Raw genomic sequence first — 21131 nt, forward strand, 5'->3', positions numbered from 1 at the left:
CCCGGCTGGCGAGGTTGCCGGCGTCAGAGCAGACCCACGTGTTGCATGAACTGGTGCGCGTCCACACCGTCGCCGCGCTGCGGCAGATGGGACAGGACCACCACGGGCCCGTGGCGGCCGGCGCGGCCTTCCGCGACCTCGGCCTGGACTCCCTCGGCCTGGTGGACCTGCAGGCGCGATTGTGCGAGGCGACCGGGCTGAGCCTGCCGCCCACCGTGGCCTTCGACCATCCGACCCCTGAGGCGCTGGTGGCGCACCTGCGCGAAGAGCTGCTCGGGGAGTCCGTCGCCGAGCAGGGGCCCGCGCCCGAGGCCACCGACGAGCCGATCGCCATCGTCGGCATGGGCTGCCGCTTCCCCGGTGGCGTCACCTCGGCCGAGCAGCTGTGGCAGCTGGTCGCCGACGGCGTCCACGTGAGCTCGGAGTTCCCCCGGGACCGCGGCTGGGACCTGGAGCGGCTGCACGACGAGGACCCGAGCAAACCGGGCACCACATACGTTCTGCGCGGCGGCTTCCTGGAGGGCGCCGCCGAGTTCGACGCCGACTTCTTCGGCATCGGCCCGCGCGAGGCCTCGGCGATGGACCCGCAGCAGCGCCTGGTGCTCGAGGTGGCCTGGGAGGCGCTGGAGCGGGCGGGCATCGACCCGCACTCGCTGCGCGGCAGCCGTTCCGGCGTCTTCATCGGGGCCGAGCCACAGGAGTACGGCGTGCGCCTGCACGAGGCGCCCGACGGGCTGGACGGCTACCTGCTGACCGGCAACGCGCCGAGCGTGGTCTCCGGGCGCGTCGCCTACACCCTGGGCCTGGAGGGCCCGGCGCTCACTGTCGACACCGCGTGCTCCGGCTCGCTGGTGGCTCTGCACCTGGCGGTGGAATCGCTGCGGCGCGGCGAGTGCACCCTGGCCCTGGGCGGCGGCGTGGCCGTCATGGGCAGCCCGGGCACCTTCACCGCCTTCAGCCGCCAGCGCGGGCTGGCCCCCGACGGGGTGGTCAAGGCGTTCGCCGACAGCGCCGACGGCACCGCCTTCGCCGAGGGCGTGGGCGTGCTGGTCCTGGAACGCCTGTCGGACGCACGCCGCCACGGCCACCCGGTGCTGGCGGTCATCCGCGGCTCGGCGATCAACTCCGACGGCGCCAGCAACGGGCTGACCGCGCCCAACGGGCCTTCCCAGCAACGGGTCATCCGCGCGGCGCTGGGTGCGGCGGGCCTGACCGGCGCCGAGGTCGACGCCGTCGAGGCGCACGGGACCGGCACCACGCTCGGCGACCCCATCGAGGCGCAGGCGCTGCTGGCGACCTACGGCCAGGAGCACGAGGAGGACCGGCCCCTGTGGCTGGGTTCGGTCAAGTCCAACATCGGGCACGCGCAGGCCGCCGCCGGCGTCGCCGGCGTGATCAAGATGGTCATGGCGATGCGGCACGGCGTCCTGCCCAGGACGCTGCACGTCGACGCGCCCACGACCAACGTCGACTGGTCAGCGGGACACGTCCGGCTGCTCACCGAGCCGGTCGCCTGGCCGCGGACGGACCGTCCGCGCCGGGCCGGCGTGTCCTCTTTCGGGGTCAGCGGCACCAACGCCCACCTCATCCTGGAGGAGGCGCCGGAGGAGCAGCAGGACCCCGGTCCCGGCGGCGAGCTCCCGGTCACCCCGATCGTCCTCACCGCCACGGGCGAGCAGGCCCTGCGCGCCCAGGCCGCCCAGCTGCTCGACCTCGACGTCTCGCCCGCCGACCTGGGCTACTCGCTGGCCACCTCCCGCGCCGCGCTGCGCGACCGGGCTGTCATCCTCGCCGCCGACCGGGAGGAGCTGCGCGCCGGGCTGCGCGCGGTCGCCTCGGGAGAGGCGGGGGCCATCCGCGGCAGCGCCGCGGGCGGCAGGCTCGCGTTCCTGTTCACGGGCCAGGGAAGCCAGCGCCCGGGCATGGGACGGGAGCTGCGGGAGCGGTTCGAGGTGTTCGCCCGCGCCTTCGACGAGGCCGCCGCTCATCTCGACCTCCAGCTGGAGGTCCCGCTCCGCGAGGTGGTGTACGGCGGACGGAGCGACCTCCTCGACCAGACGGCGTACACGCAGTGCGCGCTGTTCGCCGTGGAGGTGGCGCTCTTCCGCCTGCTGGAGTCGTGGGGGCTGCGGCCGGACTACGTGGCCGGCCACTCCATCGGCGAGCTGGCGGCGGCCCACGTCGCCGGTGTGCTGAGCCTGGAGGACGCCGCGACCCTGGTGGCCGCCCGTGGCAGGCTGATGCAGGAGCTGCCCTCCGGCGGGGCCATGGCCGCGATCCAGGCCACCCCGGAGGAGGTCCGGCCGCTCCTCGGGGAGAACCTGGACATCGCGGCCGTCAACGGCCCCGGCGCCGTGGTCGTCTCCGGGGCGGAGGACGAGGTGCTCCGGGTCGCCGAGCGCTTCCGTGAGCGAGGCCGCCGGGTCAAGCGGCTGCGGGTCAGCCACGCCTTCCACTCTCCGCTCATGGAGCCGATGCTCGCCGAGTTCGGGACCGTGGCCCAGGTCCTGACCTATCACGCCCCGCGGATCCCGGTCGTGTCCAACCTCACCGGACGGCTGGCCACCGCCGAGGAGCTCTGCTCACCGGACTACTGGACCCGGCACGTACGGCACGCCGTACTCTTCCACGACGGCCTCGCCTGGCTCGCCGCCCAAGGCGTCGACACCTTCCTGGAGCTGGGACCGGACGGCGTCCTGTCGGCCATGGGGCAGGACGCCTTCCCGGAGGCCGAGTTCGCCCCGGCCCTGCGTCGCGATCACGACGAGGAACGGGAGGTGCTGTCCGCGGTGGGGCTCGCGGTCGCCCGCGGCGCCCGCCTGGACTGGGCCGCCTTCTACGCCGGAAGCGGCGCCCGCCGCGTGGACCTGCCCACCTATCCCTTCCAGCGGCGCTCCTTCTGGCTCGACCCCGGCTCCCGGGTCGCCGACGCCGCCGGCCTCGGCCAGGCGCCCGTCGCCCACCCGCTGCTGAGCGCCATGGTCGCCCGGGAGCCCGACGGCGCGGCGGTGCTGACCGGGCGGCTGTCGGCCCGATCGCAGCCGTGGCTGGCCGACCACGTCATCGCCGGCTCCACCCTGCTGCCGGGCACCGCGTTCCTGGAGCTGGCGCTCTGCGCGGCCGAGCAGCTCGGCGCCGGGCAGGTGACCGAGCTCACCCTCCGGGCCCCGCTGGAGCTCCCGCCCGACGCCGGCGTGGCGATCCAGGTCGTGGTCGACGCCGCCGACGAACACGGACAGCGTGGGCTGGAGATCTACGCCAGCGCCGACGACGCGGTGTGGGTACGGCACGCGACCGGTGTGATCGGCCCCCGGGACGAGGCCGAGCCTCCGGCCCTCGGCCACTGGCCGCCGCCCGGGGCCGAGCCCGTCGACATCACCGGCCTGTATGACGACCTGGCCCGGCAGGGCTACGGCTACGGCCCCGCCTTCCAGGGCCTGCGGGCCGTCTGGCGGAGAGGCCAGGAGGTGTTCGCCGACGTCGCGCTGCCGGAGCGGGTGTCCAGGCCGGCCTTCCTGCTCCATCCGGCACTGCTGGACGCGGTGCTGCACGCCACCGACTTCGCCACCGGCCACCCGGCGGACGGCCAGGTCCGGCTGCCGTTCGCGTGGTCGGGGGTGTCCCTCCACGGGGAGGGCGCCACCGCCCTGCGGGCTCGTATCGTGGCCACCGGCGCAGAAGAGGTCTCCCTCCAGCTGGTCGACGCGACCGGCGCACCCGTCGGCACCGTGCGCTCCTACCTGACCCGGCCCATGCCCGGCGGCGCGCGCAAGCCACTCATGCGGGTGCGCTGGACCCAGGTCAAGGGCACGGACGCGGCCCCCGAGCACGAGGTCCTCGAACTGCCGGCGACCGAGGGCGAGGTGCCCTCGCGGATCCGCGAATCACTCCGCACGGTGCTCTCCGCGGTCCAGACCTGGCTCGCGGAGGACCGTGCCGCCCGGCTGGCCGTGGTGACGCGAGACGACGAGCTGACCGAGGCGCCGGTATGGGGGCTGGTACGTGCCGCGCAGGCCGAGCATCCCGGCCGCTTCGTCCTGGTGCGCACGGACGGCACCGAGCGGTCGAGGCGCGCCGTACCCGCGGCCGTCGCCTCCGGCGAGCCCGAGGTGCGGCTGACGGACGGCGACCTCTTCGCGCCGCGCCTGACGATCGCGGCCGCACCGGAGGGATCGGCGTCCTGGGACGGCAGGGTGCTGATCACCGGAGGTACCGGTGCCCTCGGGGCGCAGGTCGCGCGGCGCCTGGTGACCGCACACGGCGTGCGCGACCTGGTGCTGCTCAGCCGGCGCGGGCCGCAGGCGCCCGGAGCGGCGGCGCTGCGCGCCGAGCTGGAGGCGCTGGGCGCCGAGGTGACCCTGGTCGCCGCCGACGTCGCCGACCGGGACGCCCTGGCCGCCGTCTTGGAGCAGCATCCGGTCACCGCCATCGTGCACACGGCCGGCGTGCTGGACGACGCGCTGGTCGAGTCGCTCACCCCGGAACGGCTCGACGAGGTGTTGCGCGCCAAGGCCGACGGCGCCTGGCACCTGCACGAGCTGACCCGCGACCGGGAGCTGCGTGCCTTCGTGCTGTTCTCCTCCACCGCCGCCATCCTGGACGGCGCCGGCCAGGCCAACTACGCCGCCGCCAACGCTTTCCTCGACGCGCTCGCCGAGCACCGGCGCGCGCAGGGCCTGCCCGCCCTGTCGCTGGCCTGGGGACCCTGGACCGGCACCGGCGGCATGGCCGACGGGCTGGATGAGACGGCCTGGCGGCGCATGGCGCGGCTGGGGATCAGGCCGCTGTCGGCCGCGGAGAACCTCGAGCTCTTCGACGCGGCCCTGCCGTACCGGGATGCCTGCCTGGTGCCGGTGAGCCTGGACCACCGGGCGCTGCGCGACCGCGGCGACGGCGTGCCCGCGCTGTTGCGCGGCTTGACCAGGACCAGGCGGCGTGCCGTACCGGCGCCCGACGGCGAGAGCCTGCTGGAGACGGTGAGGGCCCACACCGCCGAGGTGCTGGGCCACGACGGACCCGACGCGATCCATCCCACGCGCGCGTTCGAGGAGATGGGCTTCGACTCCCTGGCCGCCGTCGAGCTGCGCAACCGGCTCGGCGCCGCCCTCGGCCTGCGGCTGAGCACCACCGTCACCTTCGACCACCCCACGCCCAAGGCGCTGGCCGAGCACGTCGCCGGCCTGCTCGGCAAGCCGGCGGAGAAGGTACGGCACGCCGCCCCGGCAGTGCACGACCCCGACGACCCCATCGCCATCGTCGGGATGGCCTGCCGCTACCCCGGCGGCGTGAAGTCACCCGAGGACCTGTGGCGCCTGATCGCCGCGGGGCGGGACGCGATCTCCGCTTTCCCGGTCGACCGCGGCTGGGAGGCCGGGGAGGGCTCCGGCGGGTTCCTGTACGACGCGGCCGAGTTCGACGCCGGCTTCTTCGGCATCAGCCCGCGCGAGGCGCAGGCCATGGACCCGCAGCAGCGGCTGCTGCTGGAGGTGGCCTGGGAGACCTTCGAACGCGCGGGCATCGACCCGCTGTCGCTGAAGGGCAGCGACACCGGCGTCTTCGCCGGGGTCATGTACCACGACTGGGGGCTGCGGCTGGGCCCGCTGCCCGAGGACCTGGCCGGCTACCACGGCAACGGCAGCCTGGCCAGCGTGGTGTCCGGACGAGTGGCCTACGCGCTGGGTCTCGAGGGCCCGGCGGTCACGGTCGACACCGCCTGCTCCTCCTCCCTCGTCGCGATCCACTGGGCCGTCCAGGCGCTGCGGCGCGGGGACTGCTCGCTGGCACTGGCCGGCGGCGTGACCGTGATGTCCACGCCCGACACCTTCATCGACATGCGCCGCCAGGGCGGCCTGGCCGCCGACGGCCGGTGCAAGTCGTTCGGCGCGGGCGCGGACGGCACGGGCTGGAGCGAGGGAGTCGGCACGGTCCTGCTGGAGCGGCTGTCCGACGCCCGCCGCAACGGCCACCGCGTGCTGGCGGTCATCCGCGGCTCCGCGGTCAACTCCGACGGCGCGTCCAACGGGCTCACCGCGCCCAACGGCCCCTCGCAGGAGCGAGTGATCCGGCATGCGCTGGCCTCCGCCGGGCTGACCCCCGCCGACGTCGACGCGGTGGAGGGACACGGCACCGGCACCACGCTCGGCGACCCCATCGAGGCCCACGCGCTGCTGGCCACCTACGGGCGCGAGCGTGCGGGCCGGCCGCTGCTGCTGGGCTCGGTCAAGTCCAACATCGGCCACACGCAGGCCGCCGCCGGCGTGGCCGGCGTCATCAAGATGGTGCTGGCGATGCGCCACGGCCTGCTGCCCAAGACGCTGCACGCCAAAGTGCCCTCGCCCCAGGTGGACTGGTCCATGGGCGAGGTGCGGCTGCTCAGCGAGCCGGTCGCCTGGGAGCCGGGCGAGCGGCCGCGCCGCGCCGGCGTCTCCTCCTTCGGCATCAGCGGCACCAACGCCCACCTGATCCTGGAGGAGGCGCCGCCGCCCGGGCCGGAACCCGCCGACACGCATCGGGGTGTCGTGCCGTGGCTGGTGTCGGGCAAGACCCCGGCCGCCCTGCGGGCCCAGGCCGACCGGCTGCGCGAGTACCTGGACACGGTGCCGGACGGCCGGCTGGCCGCGGCGGGACGAGCGCTCGCGCTCTCCCGCGCGTCGCTGGAGCACCGCGCGGTGGTCGTCGGCGCGGGCCGCGAGGAGCTCGCCCGCGGGCTGGAGGCGCTGGCCGACACCGGCGTGGCGCGAGAGGGCAAGACCGCCTTCGTGTTCACCGGGCAGGGGGCGCAGCGCTGCGGCATGGGACGCGGCCTGTATGACCGCTTCCCGGCGTTCGCCCGGGCGTTGGACGAGGTGCTCGGCCACCTGGACCCCGCGGTCCGCGAGATCATGTGGGGCGAGGACGAGCGGGCCCTGGAACAGACCGGGATCACCCAGCCGGCGTTGTTCGCGGTCGAGGTCGCGTTGTTCCGCCTCCTGGAGTCCTGGGGCGTGCGGCCCGACTACGTCTGCGGGCACTCCATCGGCGAGCTCGCCGCGGCGCACGTCGCCGGGGTGCTGTCGCTGGCGGACGCCTGCGCGCTGGTGACCGCTCGCGGCCGCCTGATGCAGGCCCTGCCCCCCGGCGGCGCCATGGTGGCGATCGCCGCCCCGGAGGAGGAGATCCGCCCGCTGCTGTCCGGCCCGGTGGACATCGCGGCCGTCAACGGCGCCGCCTCCGTGGTCGTCTCGGGCGCCGAGGACGCGGTGGAGGCGGTGGCGCGCCGCTTCGAGCGGACCCGGCGCCTGCGGGTGTCGCACGCCTTCCACTCGCCCCTGATGGACCCGATGCTCGCCGAGTTCGGCCGGGTGGCCGAAGGGCTCGGCTACCGTCCGGCCCGGATCCCCATCGTGTCGGCCGTCACCGGTTCGCTCGACGGCGAGGTGGCCACCGCCTCCTACTGGAGCCGGCAGGTACGGCAGGCCGTGCGCTTCGCCGACGCCGTGCGCCACCTGAAGGACCGGGGCGTCACCACCTTCCTGGAGATCGGCCCCGACGCCGTGCTCACCGCGCTCGGCCACGCGGACTTCGTGCCGACGCTGCGCCGTGACCGCCCCGAGGAGCACGAGCTGGTCCGCGCCCTGGGCCGGATCCACACGCGCGGCGTCCCCGTGGACTGGCGGGCGTTCTTCGGCGAGGGCCCGGTCGACTGGGCGGACCTGCCCACCTACGCCTTCCAGCACAAGCGCTACTGGCTCGGCCCGGCCGACGTCGGCCCGCGCGACCTCGGCGCGGCGGGGCTCCAGGCGACCGGGCACCCGCTGCTCGGCGCCACGGTCACCTCGCCGGAGTCCGGCGAGGTGGTGCTGACCGGCCGGCTGTCGGTGGACGGCCAGCCATGGCTGGCCGACCACGGCGTCCTGGGCGACCTGCTGCTGCCCGGCACGGCCTTCGTCGAGCTGGCCCTGCGCGCCGGCGCGGAGGCGGGCTGCGGGCGGCTGGAGGAGCTGACCATTGAACGGCCGCTCACCGTGCCCCGGCACGGCAGCCTCGCCCTGCGCGTGGTCGTGGGACCGGGGGACGGCTCCTCCGCCCGCCCGGTCAGCGTGTACTCGGGCGCCGATGCGCTGCCGTGGACACGCCACGCCACCGGCCTGGTCTCTCCGGCCGGCTCGCCGCCCGCGTTCGACCTCACCCAATGGCCGCCGCCCGGCGCCGCCGAGATGGACGTGGCCGAGGCGTACACGCGGCTGGCGGCACGCGGCTACGCCTACGGCCCGGCGTTCCAGGGGTTGCGTGCGGCCTGGCGGCGGGACGAGGAGATCTTCGCCGAGGTCGCGCTGCCCGAGGACACCCCGGCCCGCGGGTACGGCCTGCACCCGGCACTCCTGGACGCCGCCATGCACGCCGACCTGCTGGCCGGCGGCGAGGGCACGCTGCTGCCCTTCTCCTGGTCCGGGGTCTCGCTCTTCGCGCCGGGCGCCCGGGCGCTGCGCGTCCGCATCCGCCGCCTGCGTGGCGAGGAGCTGTCGGCGATCGACGTGGCCGACGAGGCCGGGCAGCCGGTCGCCGTGATCGAGTCCCTGGTGTCCCGGCCCGCGAGTGCGGCGGAGGTGGTCTACCGGCCCGAGTGGCGTCCGCTGCCGCTGCCCGCCGAGCCGGCGGCGTTCGAGGCGTACCGCGTCGAGACGCCCGCCGGGATGGAGGTGCCCGCCGCTGTCCACGCGGTGACCGAGCGCGCGCTGCACACCGTGCAGTCGTGGCTGGCCGGAGACAGGGCCGAGCCGCTCGTGGTCGTGACCCGGGGAGCCGTGGCCGTCCGACCCGATGAGGACGTCGCGCTCGCCCAGGCGCCGGTGTGGGGCCTGGTCCGCGCGGCGCAGGCCGAGCAGCCGGGGCGTCTCGTGCTCGTGGACACCGACGGGTCGGCCGAATCCGAGCGCGTCCTGGCCGCCGTGGCGGCCTCCGGCGAGCCGGAGGTGGCGCTGCGCCGGGGTGAGGCGCTGGTGCCGCGGCTGGCCAGGGCCTCGGGCGAGCACGCCGCCTGGGACGCGGCCGGCACGGTGCTGATCACCGGCGGCACCGGCGGGATCGGCGCGCTCATCGCACGCCACCTGGTCACCCGCCACGGCGTGCGGCGGCTGCTGCTGACCAGCCGCCGGGGCCCCGACGCCCCGGGCGCCGCCCGGCTCCAGGCCGACCTGGCCGAACTCGGCGCCGAGGTCACCGTCGCCGCCTGTGACGTGGCAGATCGTACGGCTCTCGCCGCGCTCCTGGCCGAGCATCCGGTCGGCGCCGTCGTGCACGCGGCCGGGGTCGTGGAACACTCGCTGGTCGAGAACGTCACCGAGCTCGGGCCGGTGCTCCGTCCCAAGGTCGACGGCGCGTGGAACCTGCACGAGCTGACCAAGGACCGGGATCTGACGGCGTTCGTCCTGCTCTCCTCCGCCGGCGGCACGGTGCTCGCCGCCGGCCAGGCCGGCTACGCCGCGGCCAACGTCTTCCTGGACGCGCTCGCCGTTCACCGCCGGGCACACGGGCTGCCCGCGAGCGCGACGGCGTTCGGCATGTGGGCGGTGGACACCGGCATGGGCGAGGTGACCGACGCCGACCTGGAGCGCATGCGGCGGCTCGGCCTGCCCGCGATCCCCCCGGAGCGGGCGCTGGCCCTGTTCGACGCCGCGCTCGGCGCCGGGCCGGTGACGCTTCCCCTCGTGATCGACGCCGCCGCGCTCTCGGCACGCGAAGACGACCTGCCCGCGCTGCTGCGCGGCTTCGCGCGGCGCGCCGTACCCGAGAGACCTTCCGCACGCGCCGAGGCGGCGGCGACCGGGCACGCCCTGCTGGAGATCGTCCGCGCGAGCGTGGCGAAGGTTCTCGGCCACCGCTCGGGCGATGAGATCGAGCCGGATCGGGCCTTCCGCGACCTGGGCTTCGACTCGCTGGCCGCGGTCGAGCTCCGCAACCTGCTCACCACCCGGCTCGGGCTCCGGCTGCCGGCCACGCTGATCTTCGACTATCCCACCTGCCGGGCCGTGGCCGAGTACATCGAGTCCAGGAACGCCGCGCCCACCGTCCGGCCGGCCGAGCAGCAACCGCGGCAGGCGCCGGCGGACCCGGACGAGCCTGTCGCGATCATCGGGATCGGCTGCCGGTTCCCCGGCGGCGTCACCTCGCCGGAGGAGCTGTGGCGCCTGGTGGCCGAAGGCCGGGACGCCGTCGGAGACTTCCCGCGCGACCGGGGCTGGGACACCGAGCGGCTCTACGATCCGCGGCCGGGCCAGCCGGGGAAGACCTACGTCCGCAACGGCGGGTTCCTCTACGACGCGGCCGAGTTCGACCCCGACGTCTTCGGGATCATGCCGCGCGAGGCGGTCGCCATGGATCCGCAGCAGCGGCTGCTGCTGGAGACGGCCTGGGAGGCGTTCGAGCGCGCCGGCATCGACCCGCGGTCCGTGCGCGGCAGCCAGACCGGCGTCTACGCCGGGATCATGTATCACGACTACGCCAGCCGGGTGCGGGACATCCCCGAGGAGCTGGCCGGATACACGGGCAACGGCAGCGCGGGAAGCATCGCCTCCGGCCGGGTCGCCTACGCGCTGGGGCTGGAGGGCCCCGCGGTGACGGTGGACACCGCGTGCTCGTCGTCGCTGGTCGCGGTGCACCTGGCCAGCCAGGCGCTGAGGCGGGGCGAGGTCAGCATGGCCCTCGCCGGCGGCGTCACCGTGATGTCCACCCCGGAGATCTTCGTCGACTTCAGTCGGCAACGCGGCCTGGCCGCCGATGGGCGGTGCAAGGCGTTCGCCGCCGCCGCCGACGGCACCGGCTGGGCCGAGGGCGCCGGGCTGCTGCTGCTCGAGCGGCTGTCGGACGCGCTGCGCCACGGTCACCCGGTGCTGGCGGTCATCCGCGGCTCGGCGATCAACCAGGACGGCGCCTCCAACGGGCTGACCGCGCCCAACGGGCCCTCCCAGGAGCGCGTGATCCGCGCCGCGCTGACGGACGCCGGGCTTTCCGCCGCGGAGGTGGACGTGGTGGAGGGGCACGGCACCGGCACGCGGCTGGGGGATCCCATCGAGGCGCAGGCGGTGCTGGCCACCTATGGCCAGGACCGGCCGGAGGGGCGGCCGGTGTGGCTGGGGTCGATCAAGTCCAACATCGGTCACGCCCAGGCGGCGGCCGGGGTCAGCAGTGTGATCAAGATGGTCATGGCCATGCGCAACGGCCTGATGCCCAAGACCCTGCACGTCGACGCGCCCTCGCCGCATGTGGACTGGTCCTCCGGCCACGTCCGCCTGCTGACCGAGCCGGTGGACTGGCCGCGCGACGGCCGCCCCCGCCGCGCGGCCGTCTCCTCCTTCGGGCTGAGCGGCACCAACGCGCACCTGATCCTGGAAGAGGCGCCCCCGGCGGAACCGGAACCGCCACGGCCGCGCGTGCCGGAGCCGGTGCCCCTGGTGATCTCGGCGGCCCGGCCGAGCAGCCTGCCCGCACAGGCGCGCCGGCTCCGCGAGTGGCTGGCACAGGAGCCCGAGGCCGACCTGGCCGACGTCGCCTACTCCCTGGCGACCTCGCGGGCCGCGTTCCCGCACCGCGCCGTGGTGCTGGCCGATTCCCGGGAGAGCGCGCTGGCCGGACTGGACGCCCTGGCGGCCGGTACCGAGTCCCCACAGGTCATCCGCGGGACCGCGAGCGCGGCCGGGCAGCTGGCCTTCGTGTTCACCGGGCAGGGCTCGCAGCGGCTGGGCATGGGCCGGCAGCTGGCCGCCCGCTTCCCCCTCTTCGCCGAGGCGCTGGAGTAGGTGCTGGGCCTCCTGGATCCTGCGGTGCGGGAGGTGATGTGGGGCGGGGATGAGCAGGCCTTGGCGCAGACCGGTATCGCCCAGCCGGCGTTGTTCGCCATCGAGGTGGCGCTGGCCCGGCTGCTGGAGGCCTGGGGGGTGCGGCCGGATGTGGTGGCCGGGCATTCGGTGGGCGAGATCGCCGCCGCCCACATCGCCGGGGTGCTGTCGCTCCCGGACGCCTGCGCCCTGGTGTCGGCGCGGGCCCGGTTGATGCAGGACCTGCCGGCCGGCGGGGCGATGGTGGCCACCCCCGCCCCCGAAGCCGAAGTGCGCGCCGTACTGGCAGACGGGGTGGACGGGGTGGCCATCGCGGCGGTCAACGGCCCGGCCTCCGTGGTGATCGCCGGACCCGAACAGGCCGTGGCGGCGGTGGCGGCCCGCTTCCCGCGCTCTCAGCGGTTGCGGGTCTCGCACGCCTTCCACTCGGCGCTGATGGAGCCGATGCTGCCTCGTTTCCGTGAGGTGCTGGAGGATCTCCGGTACGGCAGGCCGCGTATCGCGATGGTCTCCACGCTGACCGGCACGCCGGTGGACGAGCTCGGCCCCGGCTACTGGGCGCGCCAGGTGCGCGAGCCGGTGCGGTTCGCCGACGGCATGGCCGCGCTGCGGCGAGCGGGCGTCACGCGGTTCGTGGAGATCGGACCCGACAGCGTCCTGTGCGCCCTGATGCGACTGTCCGTGGACGAGCCGGACACGGTCATAGTCCCGGCTTCGACCAGGAACCGCCCCGAGCCGGAGGCGCTCCTCGCCGCGATCGCCTCCCTGCACACCGGCGGCGTGAGCCCGGACTGGCGCGCGTTCTTCGCCGACCGGCACCCGCGCCGGGTCGACCTGCCCACCTACGCCTTCGAGCGCCGGCGGTACTGGCTGGAGGCGCCAGCGGCATCCGGCGGCGACGTCGCGGGGACCGGGCAGAAGGCGGCGGGGCACCCGCTGCTGAGCGCGGTCGTCGTCGCCCCGGACGCCGACCGGGTCACCCTGACCGGACGGCTGTCGCTGGAGACGCACCCGTGGCTGGCTGACCACGACGTGCTGGGCACCGTGGTGTTCCCCGGCACCGGCTACGTCGAGCTGGCGATGCGTGCCGCAGAAGAGGTCGGGTGCGACGTGGTCGAGGAGCTCACCATCGAGGCTCTCATGCCGCTGCCGGCCCGCGGCGGCGTCGCGATCCAGGTCGTCGTCGATCCGCCGGACACGACCGGGCGCCGCTCTCTCGCGATCTACTCGCGGCCGGAGGACGCGGCGGCGGGCACGCCGTGGCAGCGCCACGCCTCGGGCACGCTGGCCACAGAGCCGGCCCCGGCCGATCCCGGCACCTCCTGGGCGAACTCCTGGGCGAAGCTGTCGTGGCCGCCCGAGGGCTGCGACGAGGTCGACATCAGCGACGTGTACGACTACCTCACCAGCCAGGGGTACGGCTACGGCCCGATGTTCCGCGGGCTGCGGGGCGTCTGGGCCCGCGGCCGGGAGACCTTCGCCGAGGTGGCGCTGCCCGACGCGGCGACCGGCGAGGCCGCCAGGTTCCGCCTGCACCCGTCCATCTTGGACGCGGCGCTGAGCGCCACCGACTTCATGGACGGCCGCAGGCCCCAGGACGTCGGCGGGACGCAGCTGCCGTTCGCGTGGACCGGGGTACGGCTGCACGCCGCCGGCGCCGCCCGCCTGCGGGTGCGGATCACCGCGGCCGATTCCAAGCCCTCCGCCGGCGGTGACCACGTGCGGCTGGAACTGGCCGATCCGTCCGGCCATCCGGTGGCGACCGTGGGGTCGCTGCTGGTCAGGCCGGTGACCGCGGAGCGGGTCAACGCGGCCGCGGCCGCCGGGGCGGCCCAGCGGGAGTCGATCTTCCGGGTGGAGTGGCAGCAGCTGCCACTCGGCGGCGCCGTCGCGGCGACCTTCGGCGACTGGGCCGTCCTCGGCGAGCGCCCGGAGGCCGTCGACGGTCTGCCCACGTATCCGGACCTGGCGGCCCTGGATTCCAGGACACCGGATCGCGGGCCCGACCTGGTGCTGTTCGCCGTGCCGTCCGGCCACGCGGACACCGTCCCGGAGAACGTGCACGCGACCGCCGAGAGCGTGCTGAGCCTGCTGCAGGCATGGCTGGCCGAGGAGCGGTTCGCGGACTCCAAACTGATGATCCTCACCAGGCACGCGGTGGCGGTCCGTCCGGAGGAGGTGCCCGACCTGGCCCAGGCCCCGGTGTGGGGGCTGGTCCGGTCGGCCATGGAGGAGAACCCCGGCCGGTTCGTGCTCGTGGACTGGGACGGCTCGCCCGCCGCCGCCCGCCTGCTGCCCGCCGTGGTGTCGAGCGGCCAGGCCGAGGCGGCGATCCGCGGCAGCGAGGTCAAGGTGGCCAAGCTGGCCCGGGTGCCGGCCACGGGCCCCGAGCGGCCGCTGCCCTGGGATGCCGACGGCCGGGTGCTGATCACAGGCGGCACGAGCGGCCTCGGCGCGATCGTGGCCAGGCACCTGGTCGCCGAACACGGAGTGCGGCGGCTGCTGCTGACGAGCAGGAGCGGCCCCGCCGCCGACGGCGCCGAAGAGCTGCGCGCCGAACTGGCCACGCTGGGCGCCGACGTGGTGATCGAGCGGTGCGACGTCGCCGACCGGGAGGACGTCAAGCGGCTGCTGGAGCGCACGCCGGTGACGGCGGTCGTCCACGCCGCAGGGGTGATGGACAACGCGCTGATCGGGTCGATGACCGCGCAGCAGCTGCACGAGGTGCTCCGCCCGAAGGTGGAGGGCGCCTGGAACCTGCACGAACTGGCCCGCGACGTGTCGGCGTTCGTGCTGTTCTCCTCCACCGCCGGGCTGGTGGTCTCGGCCGGTCAGGGCAACTACACGGCGGCCAACCGGTTCCTCGACGCGCTGGCGGCGCATCGCGCGGCGGCCGGACTGCCGGCCAGCTCGCTGGCCTTCGGCCTGTGGTCGGTGAAGACCGCGATGGGCGGCGGCGTGACCGAGGCCGACGTGCGCCAGGTACGGCAGGCCGGCATGGCCCCCCTGTCCACCAAGGAAGGGCTGGCGTTGTTCGACGAGGCGCTGGGCATCGACGCGCCGGTGCTGGTGCCGATGCGCAAGGACGAGCCGCCCGCGGCACCTTCGTCCCGGCCCACGCCCGCGACGGCGGTCCGGAACGGGACCGCCCACAACGGGGCCGCTCAGCACGGCGAGCTGCGGCTGGACGGGCTGACCCGGGTGGAGCAGGAGACGGCCGTGCTGGAGCTGGTCCGTACGCACGTCGCGGCGGTACGGCACGACGTGCCCGAGTCCATCGACCTCGACAAGGGCTTCACCGACCTGGGACTGGACTCCCTGGCCGCGGTCGAGCTGCGCAACCGCCTGCAGGCGGCCACCGGGATCAGGCTGGCCGCGACGCTCACCTTCGACTACCCCAACCCGAGGGAGCTGGCCGCCTTCCTGCTCGCCGAACTGGACCCGCCAGAGGCGGCGGACGCGACGGACGGGGCGGACGCGACGGGCGCCGTGGACGCCGACGACGCCTCGATCCGCCGGGCGATCGAGTCCATTCCGCTGTCCAAGCTCCGCGCGTCCGGCCTGCTCGACGAGCTCCTGCGGCTGGCCGGAGACGGTCCGTCCGAGAGCCGGCGGCTCGACGACCAAAGCGAATCAATCATGACCATGGCGGTCGACGACCTCGTCCGTGCCGCTTTGGGTGAGGGATAGGACATGACAACCTCCGTCGATCAGATCGTCCAGGCGCTCCGCAAGTCGATGCTGGAGAACGAGCGGCTGCGGCAGGAGAACGGCCGCCTGGCCGCCGTGGCGAGTGAGCCGATCGCGATCGTGGGCATGGCCTGCCGGTACCCGGGCGGGGTCACCTCGCCCGAGGAGCTGTGGCAGTTGCTGATGGCCGAGGGCGACGCCGTCTCGCCCTTCCCCGCCGACCGCGGCTGGGACCTGGAGGGTCTGTACGACCCCGAGCCTGGGGTGCCGGGCAAGAGCATCGCGACCGAGGGCGGCTTCCTCTACGACGCGGCCGACTTCGACGCCGACTTCTTCGGCATCTCCCCGCGCGAGGCGCTGGCCACCGATCCGCAGCAGCGGCTGCTGCTCGAGGTGGCCTGGGAGGCCATCGAGAGCGCCGGCATCGACCCGACCACGCTGCGCGGCAGCTCGACCGGGGTGTTCGCGGGCGTGATGTACCACGACTACGGCGCGGGCACCAGCGACGGCAGCCTGGTGACCGGCCGGGTGGCCTTCACGCTGGGGCTGGAGGGCCCCGCCGTGACGGTGGACACCGCCTGCTCCTCCTCCCTGGTGGCGCTCCACTGGGCGATTCAGGCGCTGCGGCGCGGGGACTGCTCGCTGGCGCTCGTGGGCGGCGTGACCGTGATGGCGACCCCCGACATGTTCGTCTACTTCAGCCACCAGCGCGGCCTGGCCCGGGACGGGCGGTGCAAGGCGTTCGCCGCCGCGGCCGACGGCGTGGGCTGCTCGGAGGGCGTGGGCCTGCTGCTGGTCGAACGGCTGTCCGACGCGGTGCGCAACGGGCACAAGGTGCTGGCGGTGATCCGCGGCAGCGCCGTGAACCAGGACGGGGCGTCGAGCGGGCTGACCGCGCCGAACGGGCCCGCGCAGCAGCGGGTGATCCGGGCCGCGCTGGCGGACGCCGGCCTGTCGGCGTCCGACGTCGACGTCGTGGAGGCGCACGGCACGGGGACCAGGCTCGGCGACCCCATCGAGGCGCAGGCACTGCTGGCCACCTACGGCCGGGACCGCCCCGCCGACCACCCGCTGTGGCTCGGCTCGGTCAAGTCGAATCTGGCGCACACCCAGGCGGCGGCGGGCGTCGCCGGCGTCATCAAGACGGTTCTGGCCATGCGGCACGGCGTCCTCCCGCGGACCTTGCATGTGGACGAGCCCACCCCCAACGTGGACTGGTCGGCGGGGAACGTCCGGCTCCTGACCGAGGCCGTCGCCTGGCCGGCCAAGGACCGGCCGCGCCGGGCGGGAGTGTCGTCGTTCGGCATCAGCGGCACCAACGCCCACGTGATCCTCGAAGAGGCGCCACCGGTCCGGGAGCCCGTCCAGGAGCCGGAGATCGAACTTCCGGTGGTGCCGTGGCTCGTGTCGGCCAAGACGCCGGAGGCGCTGTCCGCGCAGATCGAGCGGCTGTCGTCGTTCGTGGCCGAACGGCCCGAGCTGCGGCCGCTCGACGTGGCCTACTCGCTCGCCACCTCACGGGCCGCCATGGAACACCAGGCCGTGACCGTCGGTTCGGAGCGTGACGAGCTGCTCGGCGGCCTCTCCGCGGCGAGCCCGGTCCGTCGCGTGGGCGGCCTGACCGCCATGCTGTTTTCGGGTCAGGGGGCGCAGCGGCTGGGCATGGGGCGGGAGCTGGCCGCCCGGTTCCCGGTCTTCGCCCGGGCGCTGGAGGAGGTGCTCAGCCTCCTGGATCCGGCGGTGCGGGAGGTGATGTGGGGCGGTGATGAGCAGGCCTTGGCGCAGACCGGTATCGCCCAGCCGGCGTTGTTCGCCGTGGAGGTGGCGCTGGCCCGGCTGTTGGAGGCTTGGGGGGTGCGGCCGGATGTGGTGGCCGGGCATTCGGTGGGCGAGATCGCCGCCGCGCATGTGGCCGGGGTGTTGTCGCTCCCGGATGCCTGCGCGCTGGTGTCGGCGCGGGCCCGGTTGATGCAGGACCTGCCGGCCGGTGGGGCGATGGTGGCCATCCCCGCCCCCGAAGCCGAAGTGCGCGCCGTGCTGGCCGAGGGGCCGCAGGAGGTGCACGGGGTGGACATCGCGGCGGTCAACGGCCCGGCCTCCGTGGTGATCGCCGGACCCGAGCGGGCGGTGGAGGCGGTGGCGGCGCGGTTTGCGCGGGCTCGGCGGTTGCGGGTCTCGCACGCCTTCCACTCGCGGCTGATGGAGCCGATGCTGGCGGAGTTTCGGCGGGTGGCCGAGGGGCTGGCCTATCGCGCGCCGGTGGTTCCGGTGGTGTCGAATGTGACCGGGCGGCCGGAGCGGGAGTTCGGGGCGGAGTACTGGGTGCGCCACGTCCGTCAGCCGGTCCGCTTCGCCGACGGCATCGAATGGCTGAGATCCCACGGCGTCACCCGCTTCGTGGAGGTCGCCCCGGACGCCGTGCTCACCCCGCTGGTCGACGGCTGCGTGCCCCTCCAGCGCCGGGGACAGGACGAGACCGCCACCATGATCACCGGCGTCGCCCGGCTCCACGCGGCAGGCGGCAAGGTCGACTGGGAGGCGTTCTTCACCGGCACCGGCGCCACGAAGGTCGACCTGCCCACCTATGCCTTCCAGCGACGCCGCTACTGGGATCCCAGCCAGGTGTCCCCGGCCGGGACCGGCAGGGCGGAGCATCCGATCCTCGGCTCCGCCGTTCATCTCGCGACCTCCGGCGAGGTGGTCCTGACCGGCCGGCTCACCACCGCGGCGCAGCCCTGGCTGTCCGACCACAACGTCCTCGGCCACATCCTCGTGCCCGGCTCCGCGTTCGTCGAGCTGGCCGTCCACGCCGGCGACAAGACCGGCTGCGGCACGATCGACGAGCTCACGATCCGCGCCCCGCTCGTGCTGCCGGAACGAGGCGAGGTGGACGTCCAGATCGTCGTCGGCGCGCCGGACGAAAGCGGCGGGCGGCCCTTCACCATCCACTCCCGGACGGAGGACGATCTGGCCTGGACGCTCCACGCCGAGGGCCTCCTGCTCCCCGGCGTCGAGGAGCCCTCGTTCGAGCCGGGGGAGTGGCCGCCGCGAGACGCGCGGGAACTCGACGTCACGGACCTGTATGCCAGGCTGGCCGAACAGGGATACGCCTACGGCCCGGTCTTTCAGGGCATGCGCGCGGCTTGGTCACGCGGCCGGGAGATCTTCGCCGAGATCGTCCTGCCCGATCACGCCGACGTCTCGGGCTACGCCGTCCACCCCGCACTCCTCGACGCCGCGCTGCACGATCCCCGTCAGGAACAGGGCGACACCGTGCTGCCCTTCAGCTGGCGCGGCGTCACGGTCTTCTCCAGCGGCTCCCGGAGCCTGCGCGCGCACATCACGACGATCGACCCCAACACCGTGTCGCTGCGGCTGGCCGACCCCGAGGGCCGTCCGGTCGCCTCGGTCGCCGGCATGGCGGCGCGCCCGGTCTCCGCCGAAGACCTCGGCACGCCCGGCCGCGAGGCTCTGTACCGCGTCGCCTGGCAACGCCTTCCCCAGGTCCAGCCGGCGAGCGCCGACGACGGCTGGGCCGTCGTCGGCGATCTGCCGGAAGCCGCCTACCCCGACCTGCCCTCGCTCATGAGCGCGGTCGACGACGGCGTCGCGGTGCCCGACGTGGTCGTGCTGGCGGTCGGCGAGGGCGGCACGGGCGACGTGCCGGACAGGACGCGCGCACTGGTCAACCACATGCTCGGCACGTTGCAGGCGTGGCTGGCGGACGACCGGTTCGCCGGAACCCGGCTGGTGGTCGCCACCAGGGGAGCGGTGTCCACGGGACCGGACGACGGGCCGCCCGACCTGGTGACGGCCCCCGTCTGGGGCATGGTGAGATCCGCCGAGGTGGAGAACCCCGGCAGGTTCGTCCTGGCCGACCTGGACGAGACGGGCCTGCGTGTCCTGCCAGGCGCGCTCGCGCTCGGGGAGCCCGAACTGGCGGTGCGCGGGCACGACGTGCTGGTGCCGCGGCTGCTGCGGGCGGAGTCCGGTGACACCGTACGGCCGGCGCCACGGGACTCGGACGACGGCTCGCAGCCGGCGCCGTGGGACCCCGACGGCACCGTGCTGATCACCGGCGGCACCGGAAGCCTCGGCAGGCTCGTCGCCCGCCACCTGGTCACCAGGCACGGTGTGCGGCACCTGATCCTGGCCAGCCGCCGCGGCATGGACGCGGACGGCGCGCGTGAGCTGCGCGCCGAGCTGGGCGCCGAGGTCGTCGTCGCCCGCTGCGACGCGGCGGACCGGGAGGCCCTGGTGGCCCTGCTGGACACCGTCCCGGCCGAGCGTCCGCTGACCGCTGTGATCCACACGGCCGGTGTGCTCGACGACGGCGTGCTGACCGCGTTGACCCCCGAACGCATGGACACGGTGATCCGCCCCAAGGTGGACGCCGCGTGGAACCTGCACGAGCTGACCAAGGACCTGAACCTGCGCGCGTTCGTGCTGTTCAGCTCGGCGGGCGGCACGTGGTCGGTCGGCGGCCAGGCCAACTACGCCGCCGCCAACGTCTTCCTCGACGCGCTCGCCGAGCACCGCCGAGCCGCCGGGCTGCCCGCCACGTCCCTGGCGTCCGGCATGTGGGAGGACGCCACCGGCATGAGCGGCCGCCTGGACGACCTGGACGTGCAGCGGATGAACCGCGCGGGCGTCGGCATGCTCTCCGCGGCGGGAGGCCTGGCCCTGTTCGACCGGGCACTGGCCATGGACGAGGCCATGCTCGCCCCGATCATGCTTGATCTGCGTCCCCTCCGCGCCCGCCCCGACGAGGTGCCCGCCATTCTGCGTGCCCTCGTTCCAGCGCCCGCACGCCGTACGGCACAGCCCCAGACCGGACTGCTCCGGCGGCGCCTGGCCGGCGCATCGGAGAGCGAGCGCGACCGCATCCTGCTCGACCTGGTCCGCCAGCGTGTCGCCGCGGTGCTGGGGCACGCCTCGACCGACGCCGTGCCGCCCGAGCGCGCGTTCCACGAGCTGGGCTTCGACTCCCTGACCGCCCTGGAGCTGCGCAACGAGCTCAACGCCGCGACCGGCCTGCGCCTGGAGGCCACCCTGGCCTTCGACTACCCCAACGCCCTCGCGGTGGCCGAGCATCTCAAGAGCCTGCTCGCCGACGTCCGCGAGGAGCGCGAGCTCCCCACCACGGGTCCGGTGGCCGACGACGACGATCCGGTGGTGATCGTGGGGATGGCGTGCCGGTACCCGGGCGGGGTGGCCTCGCCGGAGGATCTGTGGCGGCTGGTCGCCGACGGGGTGGATGCGATCTCGCCGTTCCCGGAGGATCGGGGCTGGGATGTGGCGGGTCTGTACGATCCCGAGCCGGGTGTGCCGGGCAAGTCGTATGTGCGGCACGGCGGGTTCCTGCACGACGCGGCCGGCTTCGACGCCGACTTCTTCGGCATCTCCCCGCGCGAGGCGCTGGCCATGGATCCGCAGCAGCGGCTGCTCCTGGAAGTCACCTGGGAAGCGCTGGAACGGGCCGGGATCGACCCTGTCTCCCTCAAGGGCACCTCCACCGGCGTCTTCACCGGCGCCATGTACCACGACTACCCCGGCCACGCCGCCGCCGGCTCGATCACGTCGGGCCGGGTGGCGTATGTGCTGGGGTTGGAGGGGCCGGCGGTGACG

At 74.7% G+C, this 21131-nt stretch carries 3 protein-coding genes and 1 pseudogene; all 4 read left to right on the forward strand.

The window, feature by feature from the left end; genetic code table 11:
- Positions 1 to 38: 38 nt before the first annotated feature.
- Positions 39 to 11774, forward strand: coding sequence for a type I polyketide synthase (locus tag BSB02_RS18665; protein WP_206184766.1), 11736 nt, complete (start codon positions 39 to 41; stop codon positions 11772 to 11774).
- A gap of 36 nt (positions 11775 to 11810) precedes the next feature.
- Positions 11811 to 14735 (forward strand): annotated as a pseudogene (locus BSB02_RS41515) (SDR family NAD(P)-dependent oxidoreductase); the annotation flags it as partial.
- Positions 14736 to 14888: 153 nt separating this feature from the next.
- On the forward strand, positions 14889 to 15503 hold the full coding sequence (locus BSB02_RS43595; protein ID WP_420855868.1) for an acyl carrier protein: 615 nt from the start codon (positions 14889 to 14891) through the stop codon (positions 15501 to 15503).
- Positions 15504 to 15506: 3 nt separating this feature from the next.
- Positions 15507 to 21131: type I polyketide synthase (locus BSB02_RS18670; protein WP_158088673.1), on the forward strand; the 5625-nt coding region annotated here is incomplete at its 3' end.

The sequence above is a fragment of the Thermoactinospora rubra genome (assembly GCF_002093975.1).
Lineage (GTDB): Bacteria > Actinomycetota > Actinomycetes > Streptosporangiales > Streptosporangiaceae > Nonomuraea > Nonomuraea rubra_A.